Source organism: Acinetobacter nosocomialis (genome assembly GCF_041021905.1).
GTDB lineage: Bacteria > Pseudomonadota > Gammaproteobacteria > Pseudomonadales > Moraxellaceae > Acinetobacter > Acinetobacter nosocomialis.
In genome coordinates, this window is sequence record NZ_CP157432.1 from 2,677,926 (window position 1) to 2,699,394 (window position 21,469).

Here is a 21,469-nt window from a genome sequence, read left to right on the forward strand (position 1 = left end):
AGAAAAAAGCGGGAAACACCCGCTTTTTTCGGCTATTTCTATTCTTCTTTAATACCCGTCAAATCTACTGACGCTGCATCAATATTGACATCAATATAACCATCTTTTTTCTTTTTCGCAGAATCATTACGCTTCTGTTCCAAATTATTCAGATAGTCTGCATCAATTCCACCAGTTACATAGATACCATCAAAAACAGAGCAATCAAACTCAGTTAATGTAGGAACCTTACTTGTACGTACGGCGTTCTTCAAGTCTTCCAAATCTTGGAATACTAAACGATCAGCACCAATAATTTCTTGGATTTCTTCTACACTGCGTTCTGAAGCAATAAGCTCAGTTTTAGCAGGCATATCGATACCATATACGTTTGGATACATCACTTTTGGTGCTGCTGAAGCAAAGTATACTTTTTTCGCACCTGAGTCACGCGCCATTTGAATAATCTCATTACACGTAGTACCACGTACAATAGAGTCATCAACCAATAGAACGTTCTTGCCTTTAAACTCCAACTCAACCGGGTTTAATTTCTGACGTACAGATTTTTTACGCTGTTGCTGACCCGGCATAATGAAGGTACGACCGATATAACGGTTTTTCATAAACCCTTCACGGAACTTCACACCAAGAATGTTTGCAAGTTCTAATGCAGAAGTACGGCTTGTATCTGGAATTGGGATAACCACATCAATATCATGGTCTTCACCCCAGTCACGCAAAATCTTATGCGCTAATTTTTCACCCATTTTTAAGCGGGCTTTATAAACTGAAATACCATCAATAATTGCATCTGGGCGAGCAAAATAAACATATTCAAAAATACATGGGCGATATTTTGGATTAGCCGCACATTGTTTAGTGAATAACTGACCTTCGGCATCAATGAAAATTGCCTCACCTGGTGCGATATCACGTTCGATTTTAAAACCAAGAGCAGTAATCGCCACAGACTCAGATGCAATGATATATTCCATCTCACCTTGTTCAGTCATACGCGAACCATAAATCAATGGACGAATACCATTTGGATCGCGGAAACCAACCAAACCATGACCAGTGATCATAGCAACTACGCCATAAGCACCTTGGCAGCGCTCATGAACACGAGAAACCGTATGAAAAATATCTTCAGCTGTAGGATTTAACGTTCCTTTCTTTTGCAACTCATGTGCAAAAACGTTTAAAAGAACTTCTGAATCAGAATCAGTATTCATGTGACGCAAATCTGTTTTAAACAGGTCATCATGAATTTCTTCTGCATTAGTCAAGTTACCATTATGCGCAAGTGTAATACCGTAAGGTGAGTTCACATAAAATGGTTGAGCTTCAGCACTACTAGCAGAGCCCGCAGTTGGGTAGCGCACATGACCAATACCATAATTACCAAGTAATGCTCTCATATGACGAGTATGAAAAACATCACGCACCATACCGTTATCCTTGCGAAGGAAAAGACGGCCTTCATGGCAGGTTACTATTCCAGCTGCATCTTGCCCACGATGTTGCAACATCGTTAATGCATCAAACAACATTTGGTTCACTGGCGATTTACCGGCTATACCAACAACTCCACACATAGCAACCTCGCAGACAAGCTAGGAATTAATAAAAAGGATTCTTTGTTGAATGGTCGGGCCGGATTTCTGGTTCTTCCGACTCGTCCATTGGTTTTGGAGAAGTGCGAGATACACCGCCTCCAGATGTTATCTGATGAAAAGCCTCACTTGCTGCCCCTTTAGAAAGCTCCGTGGCTAAAGGTGCGTAAGGCAATAAAAACTGGATAAATTTGGATTGCTTCCAATGAGGTGAACTTTCTACCCAAGGACCAACACCTTGCATAGTAATAAGAACAACCAATAAACCCTTCAACGAACCAAAAGCACCACCTGCTAAACGATTTAATGGCCCCAATTTTAAACTTTTCAAGAGGCCATTTAAAAATGCGGTGACGATCCAAGTTAAAACAATAATAATGAGTGCAATAAATGCAAAAGCTGCAATCTTTTGAACCACCGGATCCTGGCTTAAACCCGACATTGACGGAGCTAGAAGAACAGCATATTTTGCACCCATAATTAATGCAAAAATCCATCCTACCAAGTTCGCAAAGGCTTTTATAAATCCTTGTCGCAAACCGTTTAGCCCCCCAATGAGCAAAAGTATTAGAATGATGATATCAATAGTGTTCATGTTCAATTAGGTCATAGCTTCAACACATTGCTTTACAAGCGTTGGTCCTGTGTAGATTAGACCACTATAAATTTGAACAAGTGTTGCTCCAGCTTGTTGTTTCGCTAAAGCTTGCTCACCAGACAAAATACCACCCACACCGATTAAAGGAATTTGTCCTTTCAATGATTGAGCAAATAAACGTAAACACTCTGTACTTTTTTCAAATACAGGTGCGCCTGACAAACCGCCTGACTCATTACCGTAAGGCAGGTTTTCCACCCCTTCTCTCGACAAAGTGGTATTGGTCACAATAAGACCATCAATTTTAAAATCTAATAATTGAGCAGAGATAAACTCAACATCTTCAGCTGTTAAATCCGGAGCAACTTTAAGTACTAGAGGAACATAATGGTTATATTGCTCAGCCAACTCAAGTTGACGCGCTTTTAAGGTTTGCAGTAATTCAGTTAACGCATCACCACTTTGTAAACTACGTAAGTTTTTAGTATTCGGTGATGAAATATTGACAGTAATATATGAAGCGTAATTATAAACTTTCTCAAGACAAATTAAGTAATCATCAACTGCTTTTTCTACAGGCGTATCGGCATTTTTACCAATATTGATTCCTAAAATGCCTCTAAACTTTGATGCTTTAACATTTTCAATAAGTTTATCAACACCATCATTATTAAAACCCATACGGTTAATAATGGCTTTAGCTTCAGGAATACGAAATAAACGTGGTTTTGGATTACCCGATTGCGGGCGAGGTGTAATTGTACCAATTTCAATGAAACCGAAACCTAATCCAGCTAATGCATCAATATGAGCACCATTTTTATCTAGACCTGCTGCCAAACCTACCGGATTAGGAAACTCGATTCCCATACATGTAGTAGGTTTCGCTTCTACGGCCTGACGCATCATGCCTAGCTTATGCGCTTTATCAAGCATGGATAATGTTAATTCATGGGCACGCTCTGGTGCTAAACTAAACAACATCGGGCGAGCAAGTGAATATAACATACCAATCACAGTCTACTGATTTTAGGTACGCATATTATAGGCACAGGCAGCACAAAACACCATGCTTGACATAAGCATATTTTGATATGTTATTGAACTGTCGCTGTTAATTTAATCTGACCTTCGCTTGAAACCATTTCCATCTTTTGAATACTAAGACCCATCTGTGCAAGTTGTGTTAAAAAGTTAGCTAAAATTGCATAATTCTGATGCGTTACAACAATTTGTAACTGCTCTCCATTTTGCTGAGAAGTCACAGTTAAACCTTGCTGTTGAGCCACCCTTTGTATTTTTCCAGACTTATCAAGTTCAAGCTCATTTGCAGGCTTCATAGTAACTGCATTACTTTGCATCCACACCATCAGATCTTTTAAATCATTTAAGCGTTTTTGCTGTTGTTCTGCCAAGGAATGCATTTTCCAAAGTGAAGACCCAACAATAGCCACTACCACAAAAATTGTAGTAAAGACCACCATAACGCGTTCACGGACAGTTAAACGATCTAGGTATTGAACAACTTTTTCAATCCACTGATCAAAACGATTCTGCAATTGAGCTAACATTTTCATTATTGTATTTTCACCACCCCAATTGCCCCACCACCATTTGCTTGGACATTACCTAGCTCAGCTTTAAATCCTTGCTGATTTAATTGTTGTGTCAAAGCTTGTAAATCATCTGCCGATTTTGCTTTTAATGCCATCGTTAAAATTGAAGCATCATAATTAAGTTGCTGAGCCAAAATCTGTCTTTGCATTAAAATAGGTCCAACACGGCTTAACAAAGAAAGTGCTTGTGTATCACCTTGCTGACTCATTCTTAAATGACTTTCAAATTGACCTTTTATATTTTGTTCAGTCACACGACTAGATGGTCCAAACCAGTATTTATATTGTTCAATTGTCTGGTCAGCAGTTAGATTTGCTACTTTTTTCAATTTGACCCAACGCAATAAATCATAGCTAAACTGCACTACAATAATTGCTAAAATAACGGCAGCACATGCCTTCCAATAACCAGAAAAAGTACGCTCCTGGCCTTTTGATTTTGGTAAAACATTGAAAGGATGCTGCTTAGTTTTATCTAATAGCTGAAATTGATAAACGAACTCAGAACGTTGTTCTGCACTTGAAGCGGCCTCTAAACTTTCCAGTTGCCCTGATGTTAAACCACTATATTGATAATGTTTTTCAGCTGACTGAAATTCTAAAAAAAGCCCCAAATCATCAATTGAATTACCCAACCATTTATTTTCACGCACCATAAGTTGGTGATTAATATTACACAGAATAACTTGCTCGGTTTGCGGCTCTGGCAATATTAGAAAATCTGGTAGCAAGGAAACAAGTTTGGTTGGCAACAAAGCCAAAGAATGTTGCCATGTCTCGACCATCCCTTGAGCGACACCCAAGACAGTTAACTGATCGGCATGAAAATGGTGAACCACTTTCATATGATCAATCGGTAAAGTCACAAACTCTTCTAGTAGATATTTAACCCCATCAGCCCCCAGTTGTTTATAGTGGGACTTCGCCATAGTTTGCTGAAGCATTTGTGCATGACGACTCGGAAAAAAAACCGTAGCTTCTTTTCCCTGATGTATTTGCAAGTCTTGTATTAATTGATCGAGACTCGCAGCCTGCAACCAGCTCTCTCCGTTAGACCAATGCCATATTCCATTGGTTTCAGGCATCCATATATACAGCATGTTGGCGAAATAACCTTTTTAATTATATTGTGGGTATAAAACTATTTTTTTGTGTTGATAAACCATTTGCAATAACAGCTTGATCATAAATTCTAGCTTCAGCAAGCGCAAATGGATTGAAATTTTCATGAGTAAGTAACTCTGCAATATGACCTATTACATTCATATGGCAAACCACTACAATCGATTCATAAGGAATTTGAGACAACCATTCAACTGCTTCTTTTGCATCATCATCTGGCTTAATTTTGTCGCATAACAGCACTGGCACATCTTTAAAATAAGTCTGGATATGCGCCAATGTTTCCTGAGCACGCAACAAAGGACTAACAACAAAAATATCCGGTTTTACAATGTCTTTTAAAAATGTTGCTGTTTGCTCAGCCTGTGCATGTCCACGCGCAGTAAGGGGGCGTTTAATATCATTACCATTAACTGGTGGAGCAGCTTCCCCATGACGAACTAATGTCAGTTGCATAAAATTTCCTTGTTAATAATTCTGCATTATAACCACAATTTATGACATTTATTCGTCAGACTTCATGATGAGGTAAAACAAACTCCACATCACTCCGATGACCATTTTTCATAAGAGAAAGTGCAATATTTAATGGCGGAGCACCTTCAAAAATGACTTCATATAAAGCATTGGTAATTGGCATATATACATCTAGTTCTTGTGCTTTACCACGCACTTGGACAATTGTATTAATACCTTCAGCAGTTTGCCCCAATTCTTTACTTGCTTGATCAAGTGTCTTGCCAGAACCTAGCGCATATCCGATTTGATAATTACGGCTCAATGGACTATTACATGTCGCAAATAAATCACCCACACCAGACAAACCTAAAAATGTAAGCGGGTTTGCGCCCTGCTTTACCGCGAAACGGCTCATTTCAGCCAAAGCACGCGTTAAAATCATACTTTTGGTATTTTCACCAATTTTATATGCAGCCCCAATTCCCATCGCGACTGCATAAATATTCTTAAGTGCACCGCCCAACTCAACTCCATGCACATCATCGCTACCAAAAACACGGAATAACGCACTATGAAGCGCATGCTGCACGGCATAACGGACGAGTTCAGAATCACTAGCAATCACTGTACCAGATGGCATACCTGCCATAATTTCTTTGGCAAGGTTTGGACCTGACAATACACCATAGGGAACTTCTGGTAGTTCTTCACGAATAATATCGCTCATAAAACTAAATGTTTTAGCTTCAACACCTTTGGTTAAGGAAACAACCGCTTGTGCAGTAATATAAGGAGCAATTTGTTTTAAGACATCGCGGAAAGAATGGCTAGGAATTGCAACTAAAATAATATCTCGGTCACATACCGCTTGCTCAAGATCAGACACAGCACGTAGTGAAGATTCTAAAGTAAAGTCTGGTAAATAACGTTTATTAATATGGGTTTTATTAATTTCTTCTGCTGTTTCAGCATCACGAATCCAGATCATGGTATCGCAGCCATTACGAGCAGCTAAATTCGCCATGGCTGTACCAAAGCTACCGCCCCCTAAAACGGTAATACGTAGTGCCGTTTTTTTATCGACCGCAACAGGTTCCACCAAATCTGTAAACTTAAATTCAGCCATGCTTTATTATCCTATTTCTTACTTTTACAGACGCTTAAGCCTGCCAAACTTTTACGAATTCTTTACTTTCAATATCTGCACGCGGTGCAATTGCTTTAGCTGCTGTGCCAACGTAAATAATACCTGAAATTAAATCATGCGGTTGCAGACCTAAATGCTGTTTTAACCAAGTTGATTCAACAACAGCACCACTACGCCACATAGTTGAAAACCCCTGAGCTTGCAAAGACAACAAAAGATTTTGTACTGCCGCACCAGTACTTAAGATTTGCTCAAAATGTGGCACTTTTGGATGATCTTGTAACTGTGTAAGAGCTAAAATCAGTAGCGGAGCGCGAAAAGGATGTTGCTTAACACGTTCCAGCTGAGCGGGGTCAGATTCTCCTAAATCTACCAATGCTTTTGCTAGAACCTCACCAAAAGCAGCACGTTGTTCACCAGAAATAACGACAAAGCGTGTTGGCTTAAGCCTATGATGATCTGGAGCAGTTAAAGCAGCCTGAAAAGCCAACTCTAATTGATCTGAGTTTGGAGCTGGCTCAATTAATTGGCCAATAGACTGACGCTGATGAATATTTTGGTGAATTATTTGTATTGCTGAATCCGTCATTAATATTGATCTAACTCAAAAATTCGAAATAGATTAGCATAATCTACCGTTAATCCACCATGGTATCTAGCCTATAAACTTAGTGAACTTATAGTTTGACATTTTTTAATACAAAACTTCAAAACTCATACAACGTATTCAAAATCAAATAGAAAACTTATGTTCAAATAGCTATGTCTTTTAGCGATTAACTTAGGTGAATCATGAAAAAAATAATTTTAGCGAGCGCAATGAGCGGCGTTGTTCTATTACTTGGTGCTTGTGCTACCACTCCTAAAAATACTTTAGCAATTCAAAAAGAAAATAATCAGTTTGAAGTGACTGGTATCGGCAAAACTAATTTAATTGCAAAGAATAATGCAGTTACTGCCGCTCAGAAAACGTGCTCTAAGAATACAACTCCTGTTATTGTTGATGAAAAAACCACTTATCATGGTGTATTAAAAGATGTAGTAAGTGAAAAGACGGGTCAAATGGTAGAAGCCGCTGCAGGTGTTATTGGTACTTTAACTGGTAAAAATGCGTCTTTAGCAAAAGATGACGACTATCAAACAACGCTTACATTCTATTGTAAAATTAATTAATTGAAAAAAATCCCAATCAATTGATTGGGATTTTTTTTATTAGCAATACCCGTCTAATCGGGTAAGTGGTAGTTTTTTACCAATTGCTTTTTCAATTTCTGGTAAATAGAAAGCATCATCTTCAGACAAGAAACTAATACTTACTCCTTGTGCACCTGCACGACCTGTACGCCCAATACGGTGAACATAGTCATCAGACTGCTCAGGTAAAGTGAAGTTGATAACATGCGATACGCCATCTACATGAATACCACGACCTGCAACATCCGTTGCAATCATGATGTTATGCTTCCCTTGCTTAAACTGCTCTAGCATTTTCAAACGTTTATCTTGAGCAATCTCACCAGATAGCATTCCTACTTTATATCCATCTTTTTTCAAATGGTCATAAAGACGGCGCACTTGATCACGGCGGTTGGCAAAGATCATGACTTTATCAATTGGTTCTTCACGTAAAATATCTTGTAAAAGACGATATTTATCTTGTTTAGCTACAACATAAACACGTTGTTCTACATCGTTATTGGTCTTTTGTTCAGGCTCAATTTCAACTGTTACAGGCTCAAACAACCACTGTCTTGCTAAATTTAAGACGTCGTAACTAAAAGTCGCCGAGAACATCAGGGTTTGACGTTGTTCCTTACGTGGTGAATAACGAACAATACGTTTTACCGAAGGAATAAAGCCCATATCTAATAAACGGTCAGCTTCATCAATTACCAAAAATTCAATTTGATCGAGCCAGACTTCTTTTTGTTCTACAAAATCGATTAACCGTCCTGGTGTAGCAACCATGATATCGACAAAATTAGCATCAAGTTGTTTCTTCTGCTTATCAAAATCAACACCACCCAATAGGGTCACTAAATGTAAATTAGAGAATTTTGTGAGAAACTTTGCATCGCTTTCAATTTGCAAGGCCAACTCACGAGTAGGTGCCAAGATTAAAGCACGAGGTTCGCCACGGAAACGTTGTTCTTTAACCGGATTATTGAGTAAATCATTAATTACACTAATCAGAAAGGCAGCTGTCTTACCTGTTCCTGTCTGTGCTCGCCCAATTGCATCGTGCCCGGCTAATGTATATTTTAAAACCTTTTGCTGAATTGGGGTCATTTGAGTAAACCCTAAAGCATCAATCGCCTTTTTAAGTTGCGGATGTAAATTCAAGGTTTCAAAACCAGATGTCATAAATACGCGCTCTAACAAACAATCTCTCGAATGAGAAGATCATTATAAACAAAAACGCCCCAATTCAAAAATTGGAGCGTCCATGATTCATCAAAAAGATGAATTAGTCTTAGTCTAAAGGCTGAACGTTTTCAGCTTGAAAACCTTTTTGACCTTGTACAACGCTAAATTCTACACGTTGACCGTCACGTAGAGAACGGTGACCGTCACCTACGATTGCACGGAAGTGAACGAATACATCGTCGCCGCCGTTACGTTGAATAAAACCAAAGCCTTTAGTGTCATTAAACCACTTTACTACGCCTTGTTCACGAGCTGTCATAAGTCAATCCTCAGATGATGAAAAAAGGACCTTCCGGTGTTGCAAACAGCAGAGCAAACAAGGTTTTAAAATTTTTATAATCTTAAAGCTTGTAATCATTCTGTAAAACTATCAACAATTTCCGGTTACATCCATTTGTTATAGGTTATTAAAACAATTTAACTGTGTGGTAATTCCTAAAACGGTTCGAGCTTAACACGGGTTTATGACAATTAATAGAATTTTTTTCAAATATTTCCCCTATTTTTAGCTCTTTTTTTAAACAGCTTATTACAATAATTTTTATGTATTCCTTTAGCTCTTAATTTTTATAAAACACCTAGAGTTCGTAAAAAAATTTGTTAAAATATTTTTTTTAGTTGTTTTTAAAATGAATGAGCACTACTTCTTCTGCTGTAGCACCTATTGAAATTAATGCCCTTGGTCAACCATGTCCAATGCCTTTATTAATGTTAAAACGTGAACTTAAGAAAGTATCAGGAAAGCAGCTATTTTTATTGAAATCATCTGACCCGCATAGTGAAATTGATGTAACGCGTTACTGCACTTTACATCATTTTATGTGTCAAACCATGCAGATTTCAGAAAGAGAATTTCACTATTTAATTGAAACTCAATGATTCTTTGTTAAAATCTAAGATTAGAAACTGCATAAAATTTTACATTTTTCTACCCAATTTTCCTTAATTATGAAGCCAATTCAAATTAAGATGAATTTATTGGTTAATCCATCCTATCCTATAAGGAGAACTCATGAGTGACAGCAGCAATCAATTGATGCCCCTGTCATTGTCTGCGCCCGGTGTAAACCTTGGTGCATATATCAGTACTGTCAATCAGATTCCTATTTTAACGGCCGAGCAAGAAAAAGAACTTGCTGAACGTTATTATTATGACCAAGATCTTGATGCCGCAAAAATGCTGGTAATGTCGCATTTACGTTTTGTCGTTCATATTGCGCGCAGCTATGCAGGTTATGGCCTCCCTCAAGGCGACCTTATTCAAGAAGGTAACTTAGGCTTAATGAAAGCCGTAAAACGTTTTGACCCAAACATGGGCGTACGTCTCGTATCTTTTGCCGTCCACTGGATTAAGGCAGAGATTCATGAATACGTTATTCGTAACTGGCGTATTGTAAAAATTGCAACAACTAAAGCTCAACGTAAACTTTTCTTCAACTTACGTAGTTTGAAAAAATCGAGTAAAAAATTAACACTCGAAGAAGCCCAATCTATTGCTAACGACTTAAATGTAACTCCAGAACAAGTTTTGGAAATGGAAGGTCGTTTAACTGCTTATGATGCTGCTTTTGAAGCGCAAGGCGATGATGACGACGATACTCCACATACAGCACCTGCGTTGTATCTTGAAGATAACCGTTACGACCCTGCTCGTTTAGTTGAAAATGAAGACTGGGAAGAGCAAAGTACATCTGCTTTACATGATGCAATGGACCAGTTAGATGATCGTTCGCGTAATATTTTGCAGCGCCGTTGGTTAGATGACGATAAATCTACCCTACATGAGCTTGCTGCTGAATATAATGTATCAGCAGAACGTATTCGTCAGCTTGAAAAAAATGCGATGGAAAAAATTAAAGTCGCTATGTCAGCAAGCTAAAGTAAATAAAAAATAAGAGGGCGGTCAGCCCTTTTGTTTTATCTGGCTATGTTTAGCCAACCTATTCTATGGTAACGTTGCCTTTCATTATTCAGTTGCGTTTTTTGTTATGTGGATTGCCATTTCAGCCCTTAATCTTGCTTTTGCAGTCATGTTGGGTGCTTTTGGAGCACATGGTCTTAAAGCTCACGCGAGCCCTGAACAAATTGCTTGGTGGCAGACTGCAACCGACTACTTTTTTTATCATGCACTTGGGCTATTAGCCCTTGGTATTCTAAGTAAGGTTCTTCCCCATTTCCCAATCAAGTTATCTTTCTTGCTTATTCAGATTGGCATTCTGTTCTTTTGTGGTTCGCTTTATATCATGGCATTAGGTTTACCACGCATATTAGGTGCAATTACGCCAATCGGTGGAGCCTTAATGATTGCTGGATGGCTAGTTTTGGCTTGGAATGCTTTCAAATACGCAAAATAATCGGAATGTGATCATGCAAATTTATTTAAATGGCGAATTAACGGACACGCCTAGCCAAAACCTTTTGCAACTCATTCAGGAGTTGGCACTTGAAGGAAAACGTTTTGCTGTTGAACACAATCAGCAAATCGTACCTAAAAGCAAATTAGAGCAAATTACGATTGCTCAACATGACCGTATCGAAATTATTCACGCTGTTGGCGGCGGCTAAGTCGGAGTTATCCATGCAAGACACCCCTCTCATTATTGGTTCACGTTCTTTTCAATCTCGTTTATTGGTAGGAACTGGCAAATATAAAGACTTAAATGAAACGGATTTAGCTATTCAAGCCAGTGGTGCTGAAATCGTAACTGTCGCAATCCGCCGCGTGAATATTGGACAAAATCCAGATCAACCGAATTTACTTTCAGTCATCCCACCAGAAAAATATACAATTTTGCCAAATACCGCAGGTTGTTTTGATGCTGACAGCGCAGTACGCACATGCATGTTAGCCCGTGAATTACTCGATGGTCATAACCTAGTAAAGCTTGAAGTGTTGGGTGATGAAAAAACCTTATATCCAAATGTAACCGAGACCTTAAAAGCTGCTCGCACTTTAATTGATGACGGTTTTGAGATTATGGTCTACACCTCGGATGACCCAATCATTGCGCAAGAACTTGAAAGTATGGGTTGTGTTGCAATTATGCCTTTAGGTAGTTTGATTGGTTCAGGTTTAGGTATTTTAAACCCGCACACCATTTCAATTATTAAAGAAAATGCGAAAGTACCAGTTTTAGTAGATGCAGGTGTTGGTACAGCAAGTGATGCAGCTATTGCGATGGAACTTGGTTGTGATGGCGTGCTGATGAATACTGCCATTGCAGCTGCGCAAAATCCTATTTTAATGGCTTCTGCAATGAAGAAAGCTGTTGAAGCTGGACGTGAAGCATTTTTAGCTGGACGTATGCCACGTAAACGCATGGCAAATGCTAGTTCACCTGAGACTGGTTATTTCTTTAAGTAATCATTAATTTTGCCTAAATTTTAAAGCACGATAACAAAAGCTATCGTGCCAAGTGGCATGGATGCCACTGTTGAACAGGGGCCACATGGATGTGCCCTCTGTTCAACAAAGGTTTTTGTTACTTTTGACCTTTCAAAAGTAAAGCATAGCCAATATAGAGCTTAATAAATTAAACATGAGACCAAAGGTCGCATATCACGTAAAATTATTAATTTAATTAAGCCACTTGCTCATCGCGCTTAAATACCAACTCTTTTGCAGATGAGTTATCAGCATCAAAGTAGTAACCCTCAGTATTAAACGCTTTGATATCTTCAGCTTTATTTAATTGGTTTTCAACAATAAAACGAGCCATTAAACCGCGTGCTTTTTTCGCATAGAAACTAATGACTTTATATTTGCCATTTTTCTGGTCAAGGAAAACAGGCTTCACAATATCAGCCTTAATTTTCTTTTCATTGACAGACTTGTAATATTCATCCGAAGCTAGATTTACCAGCAATTCAGATTTAATTGCTGCCAAGTCTTCATTAATTTGGTTAGTGATGATATCACCCCAAAATTCATACAAATTATGACCACGCGTATTTTTTAATTTAGTGCCCATCTCAAGACGATAAGGCATCATTAAATCTAAGGGACGCAATAAACCATATAAACCAGAGAGCATACGCAAATGCTGCTGTGCAAAATCAATATCTTTGTCTTTTAAATGATAAGCATCTAAACCCGTGTAGACATCCCCTTTAAACGCATAAATAGCTTGGCGAGCATTTGAGAAATTAAATTCGGGAGTCCAGTCTCTAAAACGATCAGCATTCAATGCAGCAATTTTTTCACTGACATTCATTAAACTCGCAATTTCCGAAGCGGAAAGTTTGCGGCAAACATCAATTAATTGTGCTGAGTTTTCTAATAAGCGAGGCTGAGTAAACACATCTGTAGGTAACGCTGTTTCATAATCTAAAGTTTTTGCAGGAGAAATTAAAGCAAGCATAGACAACCTGAAAAAATTATTCTTAATACCAACTATAACAGTAGATATTTTTTAATGCTAACTCGTGTTTTCAATGACGACTATCGGTAAAATAGGAATACGTATTGTTATTTATCGATTCTTATATGTCTGAGCAAATTTTCATTCAGGGTCCAGTAGGTAAAATTGAACTTTTTGTAGACCGCCCTGAAGGTGAAATCAAAGGCTTTGCGGTTGTTTGCCATCCGCACCCATTGCAAGGTGGAACTCCTCAACATAAAGTCCCTGCTCTTTTAACCCAAATCTTTAATGAATATGGTTGTATTGTTTACCGTCCTAGTTTCCGTGGTTTAGGTGGCAGTGAAGGTGTTCATGATGAAGGCCATGGCGAAACCGAAGATATTTTAGCTGTGATTGAACACGTTCGTAAGCTTCATGAAGGCTTACCATTCTATGCAGGCGGTTTTAGCTTCGGCTCACATGTTTTGGCAAAATGTCATGCGCAGCTTAGCCCTGAATTACAGCCTGTACAATTAATTTTGTGTGGTTTACCAACAGCTACTGTTGTGGGATTACGTCACTATAAAACCCCTGAAATTCAAGGTGATATTCTACTCATTCATGGTGAGCAAGATGATATTACTTTACTTTCAGATGCAATTGCATGGGCAAAACCGCAGAAGCATCCAATTACGATTTTACCGGGCGCTAACCACTTCTTTACAGGTTATTTAAAACAGCTTCGTCAAATCATTACACGCTTTATTATCATGAAATAAAGTGTATTTGATGGGCATAACTTGAGAGTATGCCCATCATTTTCAAGTATGTCCTTATTGAAAATTATTCCAACTTAACCCAGAACGTGCCAAATATTTTTTACTCGGTCGCTATCATTTACTATAATTTTTATAAAATTCTAATAAGTGTCTATAATATAAATTACGCATTTGATTAAAAAATTCCAAGAATATGCTTCATTTTACCTTTTTAGGCACATCATCAGGTGTACCCACACTTTCCCGTAATGTTTCAGGATTAGCGGTTCGTAACAGCAAAAATAAGGACTGGATTTTAGTTGATGCCGGCGAAGGTACACAGCACCGCATTCAACAAGCTAAACTTTCCTTGCAAAACCTAGTTGCCATTTGTATTACACATGTTCACGGCGATCATTGTTATGGTCTAGTTGGTTTATTGGCAAGTGCGGGAATGAATGCTCGTAGCAAACCCTTAATCGTGATTGCTCCGAAAGAAATTCAGCAATGGTTTGAGATCACGGCCCAACTCACAGACTTACACTTACCCTATTCACTGCAATTTATTGATGTGAATGATGCAATACAGCCACAACAGATCACTGATGAATTTATTGTTCAAGCACATCCTCTAAGCCATCGTGTTCCAAGTTTTGCTTTTAGTATTTATATCAAATCTATTCAGAAGAAGTTAGATATCCAAGCTCTCACACAGCTAGGCGTGCCTCAAGGCGATATGTGGGGCCATTTAAAACGTGGCTACAATATTGAATTTGAGGGACAAACTTTAAAAGCTCAAGACTTTATCAAAATTCAAAATCAACAAGTTCATGCAATTATAGGTGGTGATAATGACCAACCAGAACTATTAGCCGACGCTTGCAAAGATGCCCAACTCCTTATTCACGAATCAACATACTTGCAAACGGTTTTAGATAAAATCGGCAAAGGTCCAATGCATAGCTCAGCAAAAATGGTGGCTGAATTTGCAGAACAGCAATCTTTGGGTAATTTAATTCTGACGCATTTTAGTCCTAGACATCAGGATAAATCTGGCCAGCAAGCTATTTCCGAAGAAGTTCGCCAGTTTTATAAAGGTCATTTTTATTTAGCAAATGATTTTGATGAATTTACTTTAAATGAAACAGGACAACTTTTAAAAATCGAGTAAAAAATTATATTTATTGAGAGATCGAATTAACTACACATCATTTCCATGTAAAAGTTTAAGAAGCTCATAACTGAGCTTCTTATTTCTTAAAAAATTACTCTACAGATGCCAAAGCGGTTACCAGTAGCTTCCAGCATTTCTCTACAGTATCTACTTTTACTCGTTCGCCTGGTGCATGTGCACCTTGAATATCAGGCCCAAACGAAACCATCTGTAAATGTGGATAATGCTCGGCAATAATTCCACACTCCAAGCCTGCATGAATCACTTTAAGATTTGGCTCAATATTAAATGCATTTTGATAGGCTTGTTGCAAACACTTTAAAGCCGCCGAGTCAGGATTTGGTGTCCAACCTGAAACTAATGGTGTGAGTATAGAGGCGATATTAAATTGACGAAAATGCGCCTGAATTTTTTCTGCAAAATCTTGAGCTTCTTGGTTCACCATTGAGCGAACCATTAAAACAGCTTTTCCGCCTTCTCTATTTAGTCTCACCACTCCAATGTTATTTGAAGTTTCAACCACATCTGGGAGAGCTTGACTCATACTTGCAACGCCATAAGGACTTGTTGCTAAAGCTTGTAACCACTCGTTTTGCTGTTGTTGAGCAATCACTTCAGTCACTTCAGCACTATTAGGCTGAATTGTTAATTGCAGATTGTCATCAACACCTTGTAGCTGTTTTTTCCATGCTGTTTGATATTCATCGAGTAATTTTTCTAATTCAGGCAATTGGTTAGATGAAATTGCAATAGTCGCTACAGCTTCTCTCGGTAAAGCATTACGGGCCGTACCACCTGTAAACTCAACAAGATGCCCACCAAGTGAGCCTAAATATTGATTTAAAAAACGAGCCAAAATAACATTTGCATTGCCGCGTCCTAAATGGATATCTATGCCAGAGTGTCCGCCTTTAAGACCAGCCACCTGAATATTCACAATATTTAAATCTTTAGAAATTGGTTCATAGCTAAGCGGTTGCTCTACCTCAATATCAATACTACCAGCACACCCTAGATACAACTCACCCCATTCTTCTGTATCAATATTAAATAACCATTTTCCTTTTAATATACCGGCTTCTAAAAGTCGAGCACCGCTCATACCTGCTTCTTCATCGACTGTTAAAAGAACTTCTATTGGTCCATGAGCAATATCATTTGAATCTAAAACAGCTAAAGCCAAAGCCACCCCTATGCCATTATCAGCACCTAAAGTAGTGTCTTTGGCAATTAACCAGCCATCTTCGAGGACTGGACAAATCGGGTCTTTAAAGAAATCATGTACCGTGCCAGTGTTAGCTTGTGTGACCATATCTAAGTGGCCTTGAAGAATAACGCCAGATACATGTTCTTTACCCGTAGTTGCATCTTTTCGGATAATTAAATTACCAACTTCATCTACGTAAGTTTCTAAATTCCGACTTTCGGCCCAGTTTTTTAGATACTCACGAAGCTGTTGTTCATGCTTTGAGGGACGCGGAATCGTACAAAGTGTTTGAAAATGCTGCCAAACAATTTGAGGAGATAAGTTTGAAAAATCAAATGGCACCATATATTTATACTCTCAAAAATATTCTTAATAAACTTAGGTTTATTCAAAGATAAGAATTTATCAGCGCAGTTTTAGCCTTTATTAAAATCGACGCTGATAAATTAAAAATGACTCTAAATGTAGAATAGATTAGATATAAAAATCAAAGTTAAATTTCACGAACCAAACGGAAACCCCACATGATTGAACGGGCTTGTGAAGTTACATAAGCATTACGATAGGCAGTTCGTACGTTATAAGTGTTATATATCCATGCTCCCCCACGTAAAACTGGGAAGTTACACTGCCCATTATTTTCCTCACCCCAACGACGATTTACACTAGGAGCATTTTCATAATTTGCATGCCAGCAATCATCGACCCATTCTCGGGCATTGGCACTCATATCATATAAACCGAAATTGTTTGGTAAAAACTTCCCTACTGGTGAAGTAAAAGGATAACCATCTGTGCAATTAAATAAACTCCAACCATTAGTTTGTGGTAGTGCTCCAACTGTTGTTGGATCTAATACATTTGCATATTTACAAGCTTGGTCAAGATTAAGGTCATCCCCCCAATAATAGGCTGTTGTCGTTCCAGCACGAGCCGCATACTCCCACTCAACCTCTGTTGGTAAACGGTAAGTCTGGCCCGTTTTTTTAGATAACCATTTCGCGAATGCTCTTCCATCTTCACGGCGTACACATACAACAGGATCCTGAGGTGTCTGATTCATACCCGAATTATTTGGATTTAAATCATCTCGATACCACATATTGAAAACACCATTTCGCGTTTCCCAATTACGGCACCCCTCGACCTCCCAGCCAGTTTCCTTTTGGAAAGCCTGAAACTCAGCAATTGTTGTTTCATAAGTTGACATTGCGAATGGTTTTTCAACTTGTACTAAATTTTGAGGTAATTCATATGGCCGAGATTGAGCCGGTACATTTTGTTGCTCTTGCTCATTTATATTTCCGCCCATTAAAAAACTACCAGCTGGAATAACCGTCATTTCTGGACAAAAACTATCTGAACAATCTTTAAATTTAGATTTTGCTGCCGTTAATTGATTAACATTGATATTGGTTAATGAAGCTAATTTAATTTCAGGATTCATATTAGGAGGGTTATTTATTTGACGAATTAATAAATTAATTGTTCCTTTCCACTCACTTAACATTTCTCTAAGCATAGCAGGTCGTTCAATACTTACGCCTGTTCCATCATAGTCTGGAGCATTACATCTCGCTCTTAATACAGTCGACTCATCAGTAAGCTGAGCTAGTTTCGGAATAATTTGATTATCAAGAAAAACTCCTAAATTATTTGAACTCGCGATATTGGCTCTTAGTTCTGCCGTTGATTTTTGAGCTACTGTCGCCTCACCGATAACTTTAGAATAGACACTATCACATTGATTTTCTTGCCATACCAAAGTTTGTTTAAGATTTTCCAAGGAAGTAATAGTTTCTTCTAGCAACTTCTGATTCTTCGAATTTATGGTTGTATCTTTATCATCATTATTACAAGCTGATAATAAGGAGATAATCAATATACCAAAGCCTTTTGAATAATTACTGGAAATTATATTCATGTTAATTCTCTGTAAAATAATATAAATAAAAAGAGGAAATTGATTAGTTGTTTGTTAAATAGCATTTTTAAATTAATAGAAATTTAGATCAAAATTCAAACAATATTATTTTTTTGTTTGTTAATTTTTATTAAATAATGTCACTACAAAAATAAAAAATTCTTATCAATATTAATAAATCAAAAGGGTGAACAAATATGTTCACCCTCTCTTCACAAAATATGCTTAATTGGTCAAGACTTCCAAACAAATTCGGAGAAACTCTGATCGGCTTTCAAACTATTTTCAACAGCCTGCGCAAGCTGACGAATAATGCTTTGTGTTTCGATTTTCTCAAACCAGTCTTGTTCTTCATCTGGATTGGCAAAGATTTCACACATTAAATGCCCATCGTGGTCCGTTTTCTGGCAAGTAATAGACAACGGCAAAAGATGATTATCAATACTCACTTCTACTTTTTCATGCTCATGTACAATATGCTGTGCATCGAAACCATAATGTCCCAATTGTTTAAATAATAAGGCCGCTACATATTCTTGAGTGATATGGCATTCATTTGGTGGATGATCAAGCACCCCATGTTCTGGGCAACTGGCAATAAATTGTAATTTTTTCATCCTTTGTCCTAACACTATTATCATTATCTGCACTTAGCATAAGCAATAAACAAACAGCAGCCAAGCCTTTAGCTCGCTGCTGCCGTTGCTATTGTGTTAGCAATTATAAAATGTATGAGGTCAAAAGTTATTGGCTAACTTCAATCGTTAAACCTGCACGATTCGCCAACTCAGTAAATGTTGGGAAACTTGTAGCAACAGTTTCAGTACCATGAATTGTAATCGGACCAGAAGTACGAAGACCTGCCATACTAAAACTCATAGCAATACGATGGTCATGGTGCGATTCGATTTCACCGCCAGCAAAGATTGGTGACCAATCGCCAGATTTGCCTTTTCCTTCGATAATGATGCCATCTTCAGTTGGTGTGCAGTCAATACCCATGATTTTTAAACCATCTGCCATAACTTGAATACGGTCAGATTCTTTCACACGAAGCTCTGCCGCACCTGTGAGTACTGTTTGCCCTTCAGCACAAGCCGCTGCAATAAATAATGCTGGGAATTCATCAATTGCCAAAGGTACTTGATCTTCAGGCATATGAATACCTTTAAGGGTACGCGAACCTTTAATATGAATATCAGCAATAGGTTCGCCACCAGCAATACGTTCATTTTCAACAGTCAGGTCAGCACCCATCTGTTTTAAAATTTCAATTACACCTGTACGTGTTGGGTTAATGCCTACCGCTTCAAGTACAACGTCTGCACCCTCAGTAATTGCAGCACCCACCATAAAGAAAGCAGCAGATGAAATATCAGATGGTACTTGAATATTAGTACCTACTAATTTTCCACCACCAACGAGTGAGATTTTATTACCTTCAGTTTTAACATCATAGCCAAATGCACGAAGCATACGCTCTGTATGATCACGTGTTGGTTCCGGCTCAGTTACCGAAGTTTCACCTTCAGCCCATAAACCAGCAAGTAAAATACCAGACTTCACTTGAGCAGATGCCATAGGTAAATCGTATTGAATACCTTTTAATTGCTGACCACCAGTAATACTTACAGGTGGTGTACCTTTCTCGCCTGTTGTTTGAATTTGCGCACCCATTAAACGTAAGGGTTTAGCAATACGCTCCATTGGACGTTTAGAAAGTGACGCATCACCTGTCATAACAGAATCAAACTTTTGGGCAGAAAGCATACCTGAAAGCAAACGCATGCTTGTTCCAGAGTTACCCATATACAATGCACTTGCTGGTGCTTTTAAGCCATACATACCCACGCCATGAATGATCACTTCACCATTTTTAGGGCCTTCAATGCTTACACCCATATCACGAAAAGCTTGTAAAGTTGCTAAAGCATCTTCACCTTCAAGGAAGCCAGTTACATGCGTAGTGCCTTCTGCAATAGCACCAAACATAATGGAGCGATGTGACACAGATTTGTCACCCGGTACGGTAAATTTACCTTTAAAAGTCTTATTTCCCGGTAAGATACTGAATTGCTGTGTCACCTTATTTTTCTCCATTAAAGGTTTTTTGGCTAACATATGATTGAAATGTTGACGTGCTGCCTGAGCATGGCCGAGTAAACCCATTAATGCATGAGAATCTTCGTTTTCAATCAATTTTCTAAGTACGGTAAGTTGCTTTTCGAAGCCATCTACAGCATTTAAGATAGCGGTTTTATTGGCAAAGAAAATGTCATGCCACATTTGAGGATCACTTGCTGCAATTCGTGAAAAGTCACGGAAGCCACCAGCCGCATAACGGAAAATATCCAAGTTATCTTCACGGTTTGCAAGTTGCTCGACTAGATTAAATGCCATTAAATGCGGTAAATGGCTCGTATGTGCCAAAACCTCATCATGTTTAGCAACATCCATACATATCACTTCAGCTTTAGCAGCTGACCAAAGTTGAATTAGTTTCTCAACAGCCCATTCTGCACTTGTTGGTAACGGCGTTAAAATCACTTTATGATTTGCAAAGAGATCGACTTTACCTGCATGAACACCCGTGTGTTCACTACCTGCAATAGGATGCCCGGGTACAAAACCCGTTGGTAAATCTTCACCAAATACAGCTTTTGCTGCATCAACCACATTACCTTTTGTACTTCCCACATCGGTCAAAATTGTGGTTTCTGACAAATAAGGTTTAATTTGCTCAAGCACTTTTTGTGTAGCACGTACAGGTAAGGCTAAAACAATTAAATCCGCCCCTCTCACGGCCTCTACAGGATCGGAAAATCCTTCTTGTATTAAACCAAGTAATTTTGCATCTTCTAAAGTTTTCTGTGAGCGTGTAGATGCCACAATAGTTGTCGCCAACTTTTCTGCAACAATAACGCGAGCCAAACTCGACCCAATGAGTCCTAAACCAATAAATGCAACTTTTTTAAATAGGGGTTGTGACATAACTTCAACTTTGCTTTTGCTCAAAGTTATTTAAATCTTTGAGCAATTTGTTTTTTAAGCTTAATGACATATTCCTTTGGATATATGTCATTATTCCAACGTAAGTAA

At 38.3% G+C, this 21,469-nt stretch carries 23 protein-coding genes; 8 read left to right on the forward strand and 15 right to left on the reverse strand.

What is annotated here, in order from left to right; all coding sequences use genetic code 11:
* Window positions 1–38: 38 nt before the first annotated feature.
* From purF to ABLC00_RS12535, 8 genes are all read right to left on the reverse strand, one after another.
* Complete coding sequence (gene purF / locus ABLC00_RS12500; RefSeq protein WP_004886278.1) at window positions 39–1,580, reverse strand: amidophosphoribosyltransferase; 1,542 nt, start codon at window positions 1,578–1,580, stop codon at window positions 39–41.
* A gap of 25 nt (window positions 1,581–1,605) precedes the next feature.
* Window positions 1,606–2,193: a CvpA family protein gene (locus tag ABLC00_RS12505; protein ID WP_002049156.1), complete on the reverse strand. Its 588-nt coding sequence runs from the start codon at window positions 2,191–2,193 to the stop codon at window positions 1,606–1,608.
* 6 nt (window positions 2,194–2,199) lie between these two features.
* On the reverse strand, window positions 2,200–3,204 hold the full coding sequence (locus tag ABLC00_RS12510; protein WP_004707879.1) for a quinone-dependent dihydroorotate dehydrogenase: 1,005 nt from the start codon (window positions 3,202–3,204) through the stop codon (window positions 2,200–2,202).
* Between the two features lie 89 nt (window positions 3,205–3,293).
* The gene (gspM, locus tag ABLC00_RS12515; protein ID WP_004707877.1) at window positions 3,294–3,773 is read right to left on the reverse strand and encodes a type II secretion system protein GspM; all 480 of its coding nucleotides are present in this window, start codon (window positions 3,771–3,773) and stop codon (window positions 3,294–3,296) included.
* Entirely contained in the window at window positions 3,773–4,912 is a 1,140-nt protein-coding gene (gene gspL, locus ABLC00_RS12520; RefSeq protein ID WP_348941022.1) for a type II secretion system protein GspL, read from the reverse strand. The genes gspM and gspL overlap by 1 nt, the downstream gene beginning before the upstream one ends.
* Before the next feature lie 22 nt (window positions 4,913–4,934).
* Entirely contained in the window at window positions 4,935–5,390 is a 456-nt protein-coding gene (locus tag ABLC00_RS12525; RefSeq protein WP_002049122.1) for a histidine phosphatase family protein, read from the reverse strand.
* 55 nt (window positions 5,391–5,445) lie between these two features.
* Window positions 5,446–6,519 carry an NAD(P)H-dependent glycerol-3-phosphate dehydrogenase gene (locus ABLC00_RS12530; RefSeq protein WP_002049214.1) on the reverse strand — a complete coding sequence of 358 codons (1,074 nt, stop codon included), beginning with the start codon at window positions 6,517–6,519 and terminating at the stop codon, window positions 5,446–5,448.
* Between the two features lie 34 nt (window positions 6,520–6,553).
* The gene (locus ABLC00_RS12535) at window positions 6,554–7,129 is read right to left on the reverse strand and encodes a nitroreductase (RefSeq protein ID WP_004886275.1); all 576 of its coding nucleotides are present in this window, start codon (window positions 7,127–7,129) and stop codon (window positions 6,554–6,556) included.
* A 203-nt stretch (window positions 7,130–7,332) separates the two neighbouring features.
* Here ABLC00_RS12535 and ABLC00_RS12540 point away from each other — a divergent pair, with 203 nt between their 5' ends.
* A complete protein-coding gene (locus tag ABLC00_RS12540) occupies window positions 7,333–7,713 on the forward strand; it encodes a hypothetical protein (RefSeq protein ID WP_002049100.1) in 381 nt (126 codons plus the stop codon).
* 39 nt (window positions 7,714–7,752) lie between these two features.
* Here the strand turns inward: ABLC00_RS12540 and rhlB are convergent, their stop codons facing one another.
* Window positions 7,753–8,904 carry an ATP-dependent RNA helicase RhlB gene (gene rhlB / locus ABLC00_RS12545; protein ID WP_004886271.1) on the reverse strand — a complete coding sequence of 384 codons (1,152 nt, stop codon included), beginning with the start codon at window positions 8,902–8,904 and terminating at the stop codon, window positions 7,753–7,755.
* A gap of 109 nt (window positions 8,905–9,013) precedes the next feature.
* Window positions 9,014–9,226 (reverse strand): cold-shock protein, encoded by a 213-nt coding sequence (locus ABLC00_RS12550; RefSeq protein ID WP_000126912.1) that lies wholly within the window; start codon window positions 9,224–9,226, stop codon window positions 9,014–9,016.
* A 374-nt stretch (window positions 9,227–9,600) separates the two neighbouring features.
* On the opposite strand from ABLC00_RS12550, the gene ABLC00_RS12555 reads away from it, so the two are divergent.
* The 5 genes from ABLC00_RS12555 (at window position 9,601) to ABLC00_RS12575 (ending at window position 12,331) form a co-directional block, all read left to right on the forward strand.
* Window positions 9,601–9,846, forward strand: a complete 246-nt coding sequence (locus tag ABLC00_RS12555; RefSeq protein WP_004886267.1) for a sulfurtransferase TusA family protein — start codon at window positions 9,601–9,603, stop codon at window positions 9,844–9,846.
* Between the two features lie 133 nt (window positions 9,847–9,979).
* The gene (gene rpoH / locus ABLC00_RS12560) at window positions 9,980–10,846 is read left to right on the forward strand and encodes an RNA polymerase sigma factor RpoH (protein ID WP_002049311.1); all 867 of its coding nucleotides are present in this window, start codon (window positions 9,980–9,982) and stop codon (window positions 10,844–10,846) included.
* Window positions 10,847–10,955: 109 nt separating this feature from the next.
* A complete protein-coding gene (locus ABLC00_RS12565; protein ID WP_002049118.1) occupies window positions 10,956–11,321 on the forward strand; it encodes a DUF423 domain-containing protein in 366 nt (121 codons plus the stop codon).
* A 13-nt stretch (window positions 11,322–11,334) separates the two neighbouring features.
* Entirely contained in the window at window positions 11,335–11,532 is a 198-nt protein-coding gene (thiS, locus tag ABLC00_RS12570) for a sulfur carrier protein ThiS (RefSeq protein WP_001167820.1), read from the forward strand.
* Window positions 11,533–11,545: 13 nt separating this feature from the next.
* Window positions 11,546–12,331, forward strand: a complete 786-nt coding sequence (locus ABLC00_RS12575) for a thiazole synthase (protein ID WP_001154366.1) — start codon at window positions 11,546–11,548, stop codon at window positions 12,329–12,331.
* Window positions 12,332–12,548: 217 nt separating this feature from the next.
* Here the strand turns inward: ABLC00_RS12575 and yaaA are convergent, their stop codons facing one another.
* Window positions 12,549–13,328, reverse strand: coding sequence for a peroxide stress protein YaaA (gene yaaA, locus ABLC00_RS12580; protein WP_004886263.1), 780 nt, complete (start codon window positions 13,326–13,328; stop codon window positions 12,549–12,551).
* A gap of 125 nt (window positions 13,329–13,453) precedes the next feature.
* Between yaaA and ABLC00_RS12585 the strand changes: the two genes are divergently transcribed.
* Window positions 13,454–14,086, forward strand: a complete 633-nt coding sequence (locus tag ABLC00_RS12585) for an alpha/beta hydrolase (protein ID WP_016805219.1) — start codon at window positions 13,454–13,456, stop codon at window positions 14,084–14,086.
* A gap of 193 nt (window positions 14,087–14,279) precedes the next feature.
* Window positions 14,280–15,236: a ribonuclease Z gene (locus tag ABLC00_RS12590; protein ID WP_002049170.1), complete on the forward strand. Its 957-nt coding sequence runs from the start codon at window positions 14,280–14,282 to the stop codon at window positions 15,234–15,236.
* A 94-nt stretch (window positions 15,237–15,330) separates the two neighbouring features.
* Here ABLC00_RS12590 and ABLC00_RS12595 read toward each other — a convergent pair whose 3' ends face one another.
* The 4 genes from ABLC00_RS12595 to ABLC00_RS12610 form a co-directional block, all read right to left on the reverse strand.
* Entirely contained in the window at window positions 15,331–16,791 is a 1,461-nt protein-coding gene (locus ABLC00_RS12595) for an aminoacyl-histidine dipeptidase (protein WP_004886256.1), read from the reverse strand.
* A 148-nt stretch (window positions 16,792–16,939) separates the two neighbouring features.
* Complete coding sequence (locus ABLC00_RS12600; protein WP_004886254.1) at window positions 16,940–18,370, reverse strand: formylglycine-generating enzyme family protein; 1,431 nt, start codon at window positions 18,368–18,370, stop codon at window positions 16,940–16,942.
* Between the two features lie 233 nt (window positions 18,371–18,603).
* Window positions 18,604–18,987: a hypothetical protein gene (locus tag ABLC00_RS12605; protein ID WP_004886252.1), complete on the reverse strand. Its 384-nt coding sequence runs from the start codon at window positions 18,985–18,987 to the stop codon at window positions 18,604–18,606.
* A 127-nt stretch (window positions 18,988–19,114) separates the two neighbouring features.
* Complete coding sequence (locus ABLC00_RS12610; protein ID WP_004886249.1) at window positions 19,115–21,361, reverse strand: bifunctional prephenate dehydrogenase/3-phosphoshikimate 1-carboxyvinyltransferase; 2,247 nt, start codon at window positions 21,359–21,361, stop codon at window positions 19,115–19,117.
* Between the last annotated feature and the right edge of the window lie 108 nt (window positions 21,362–21,469).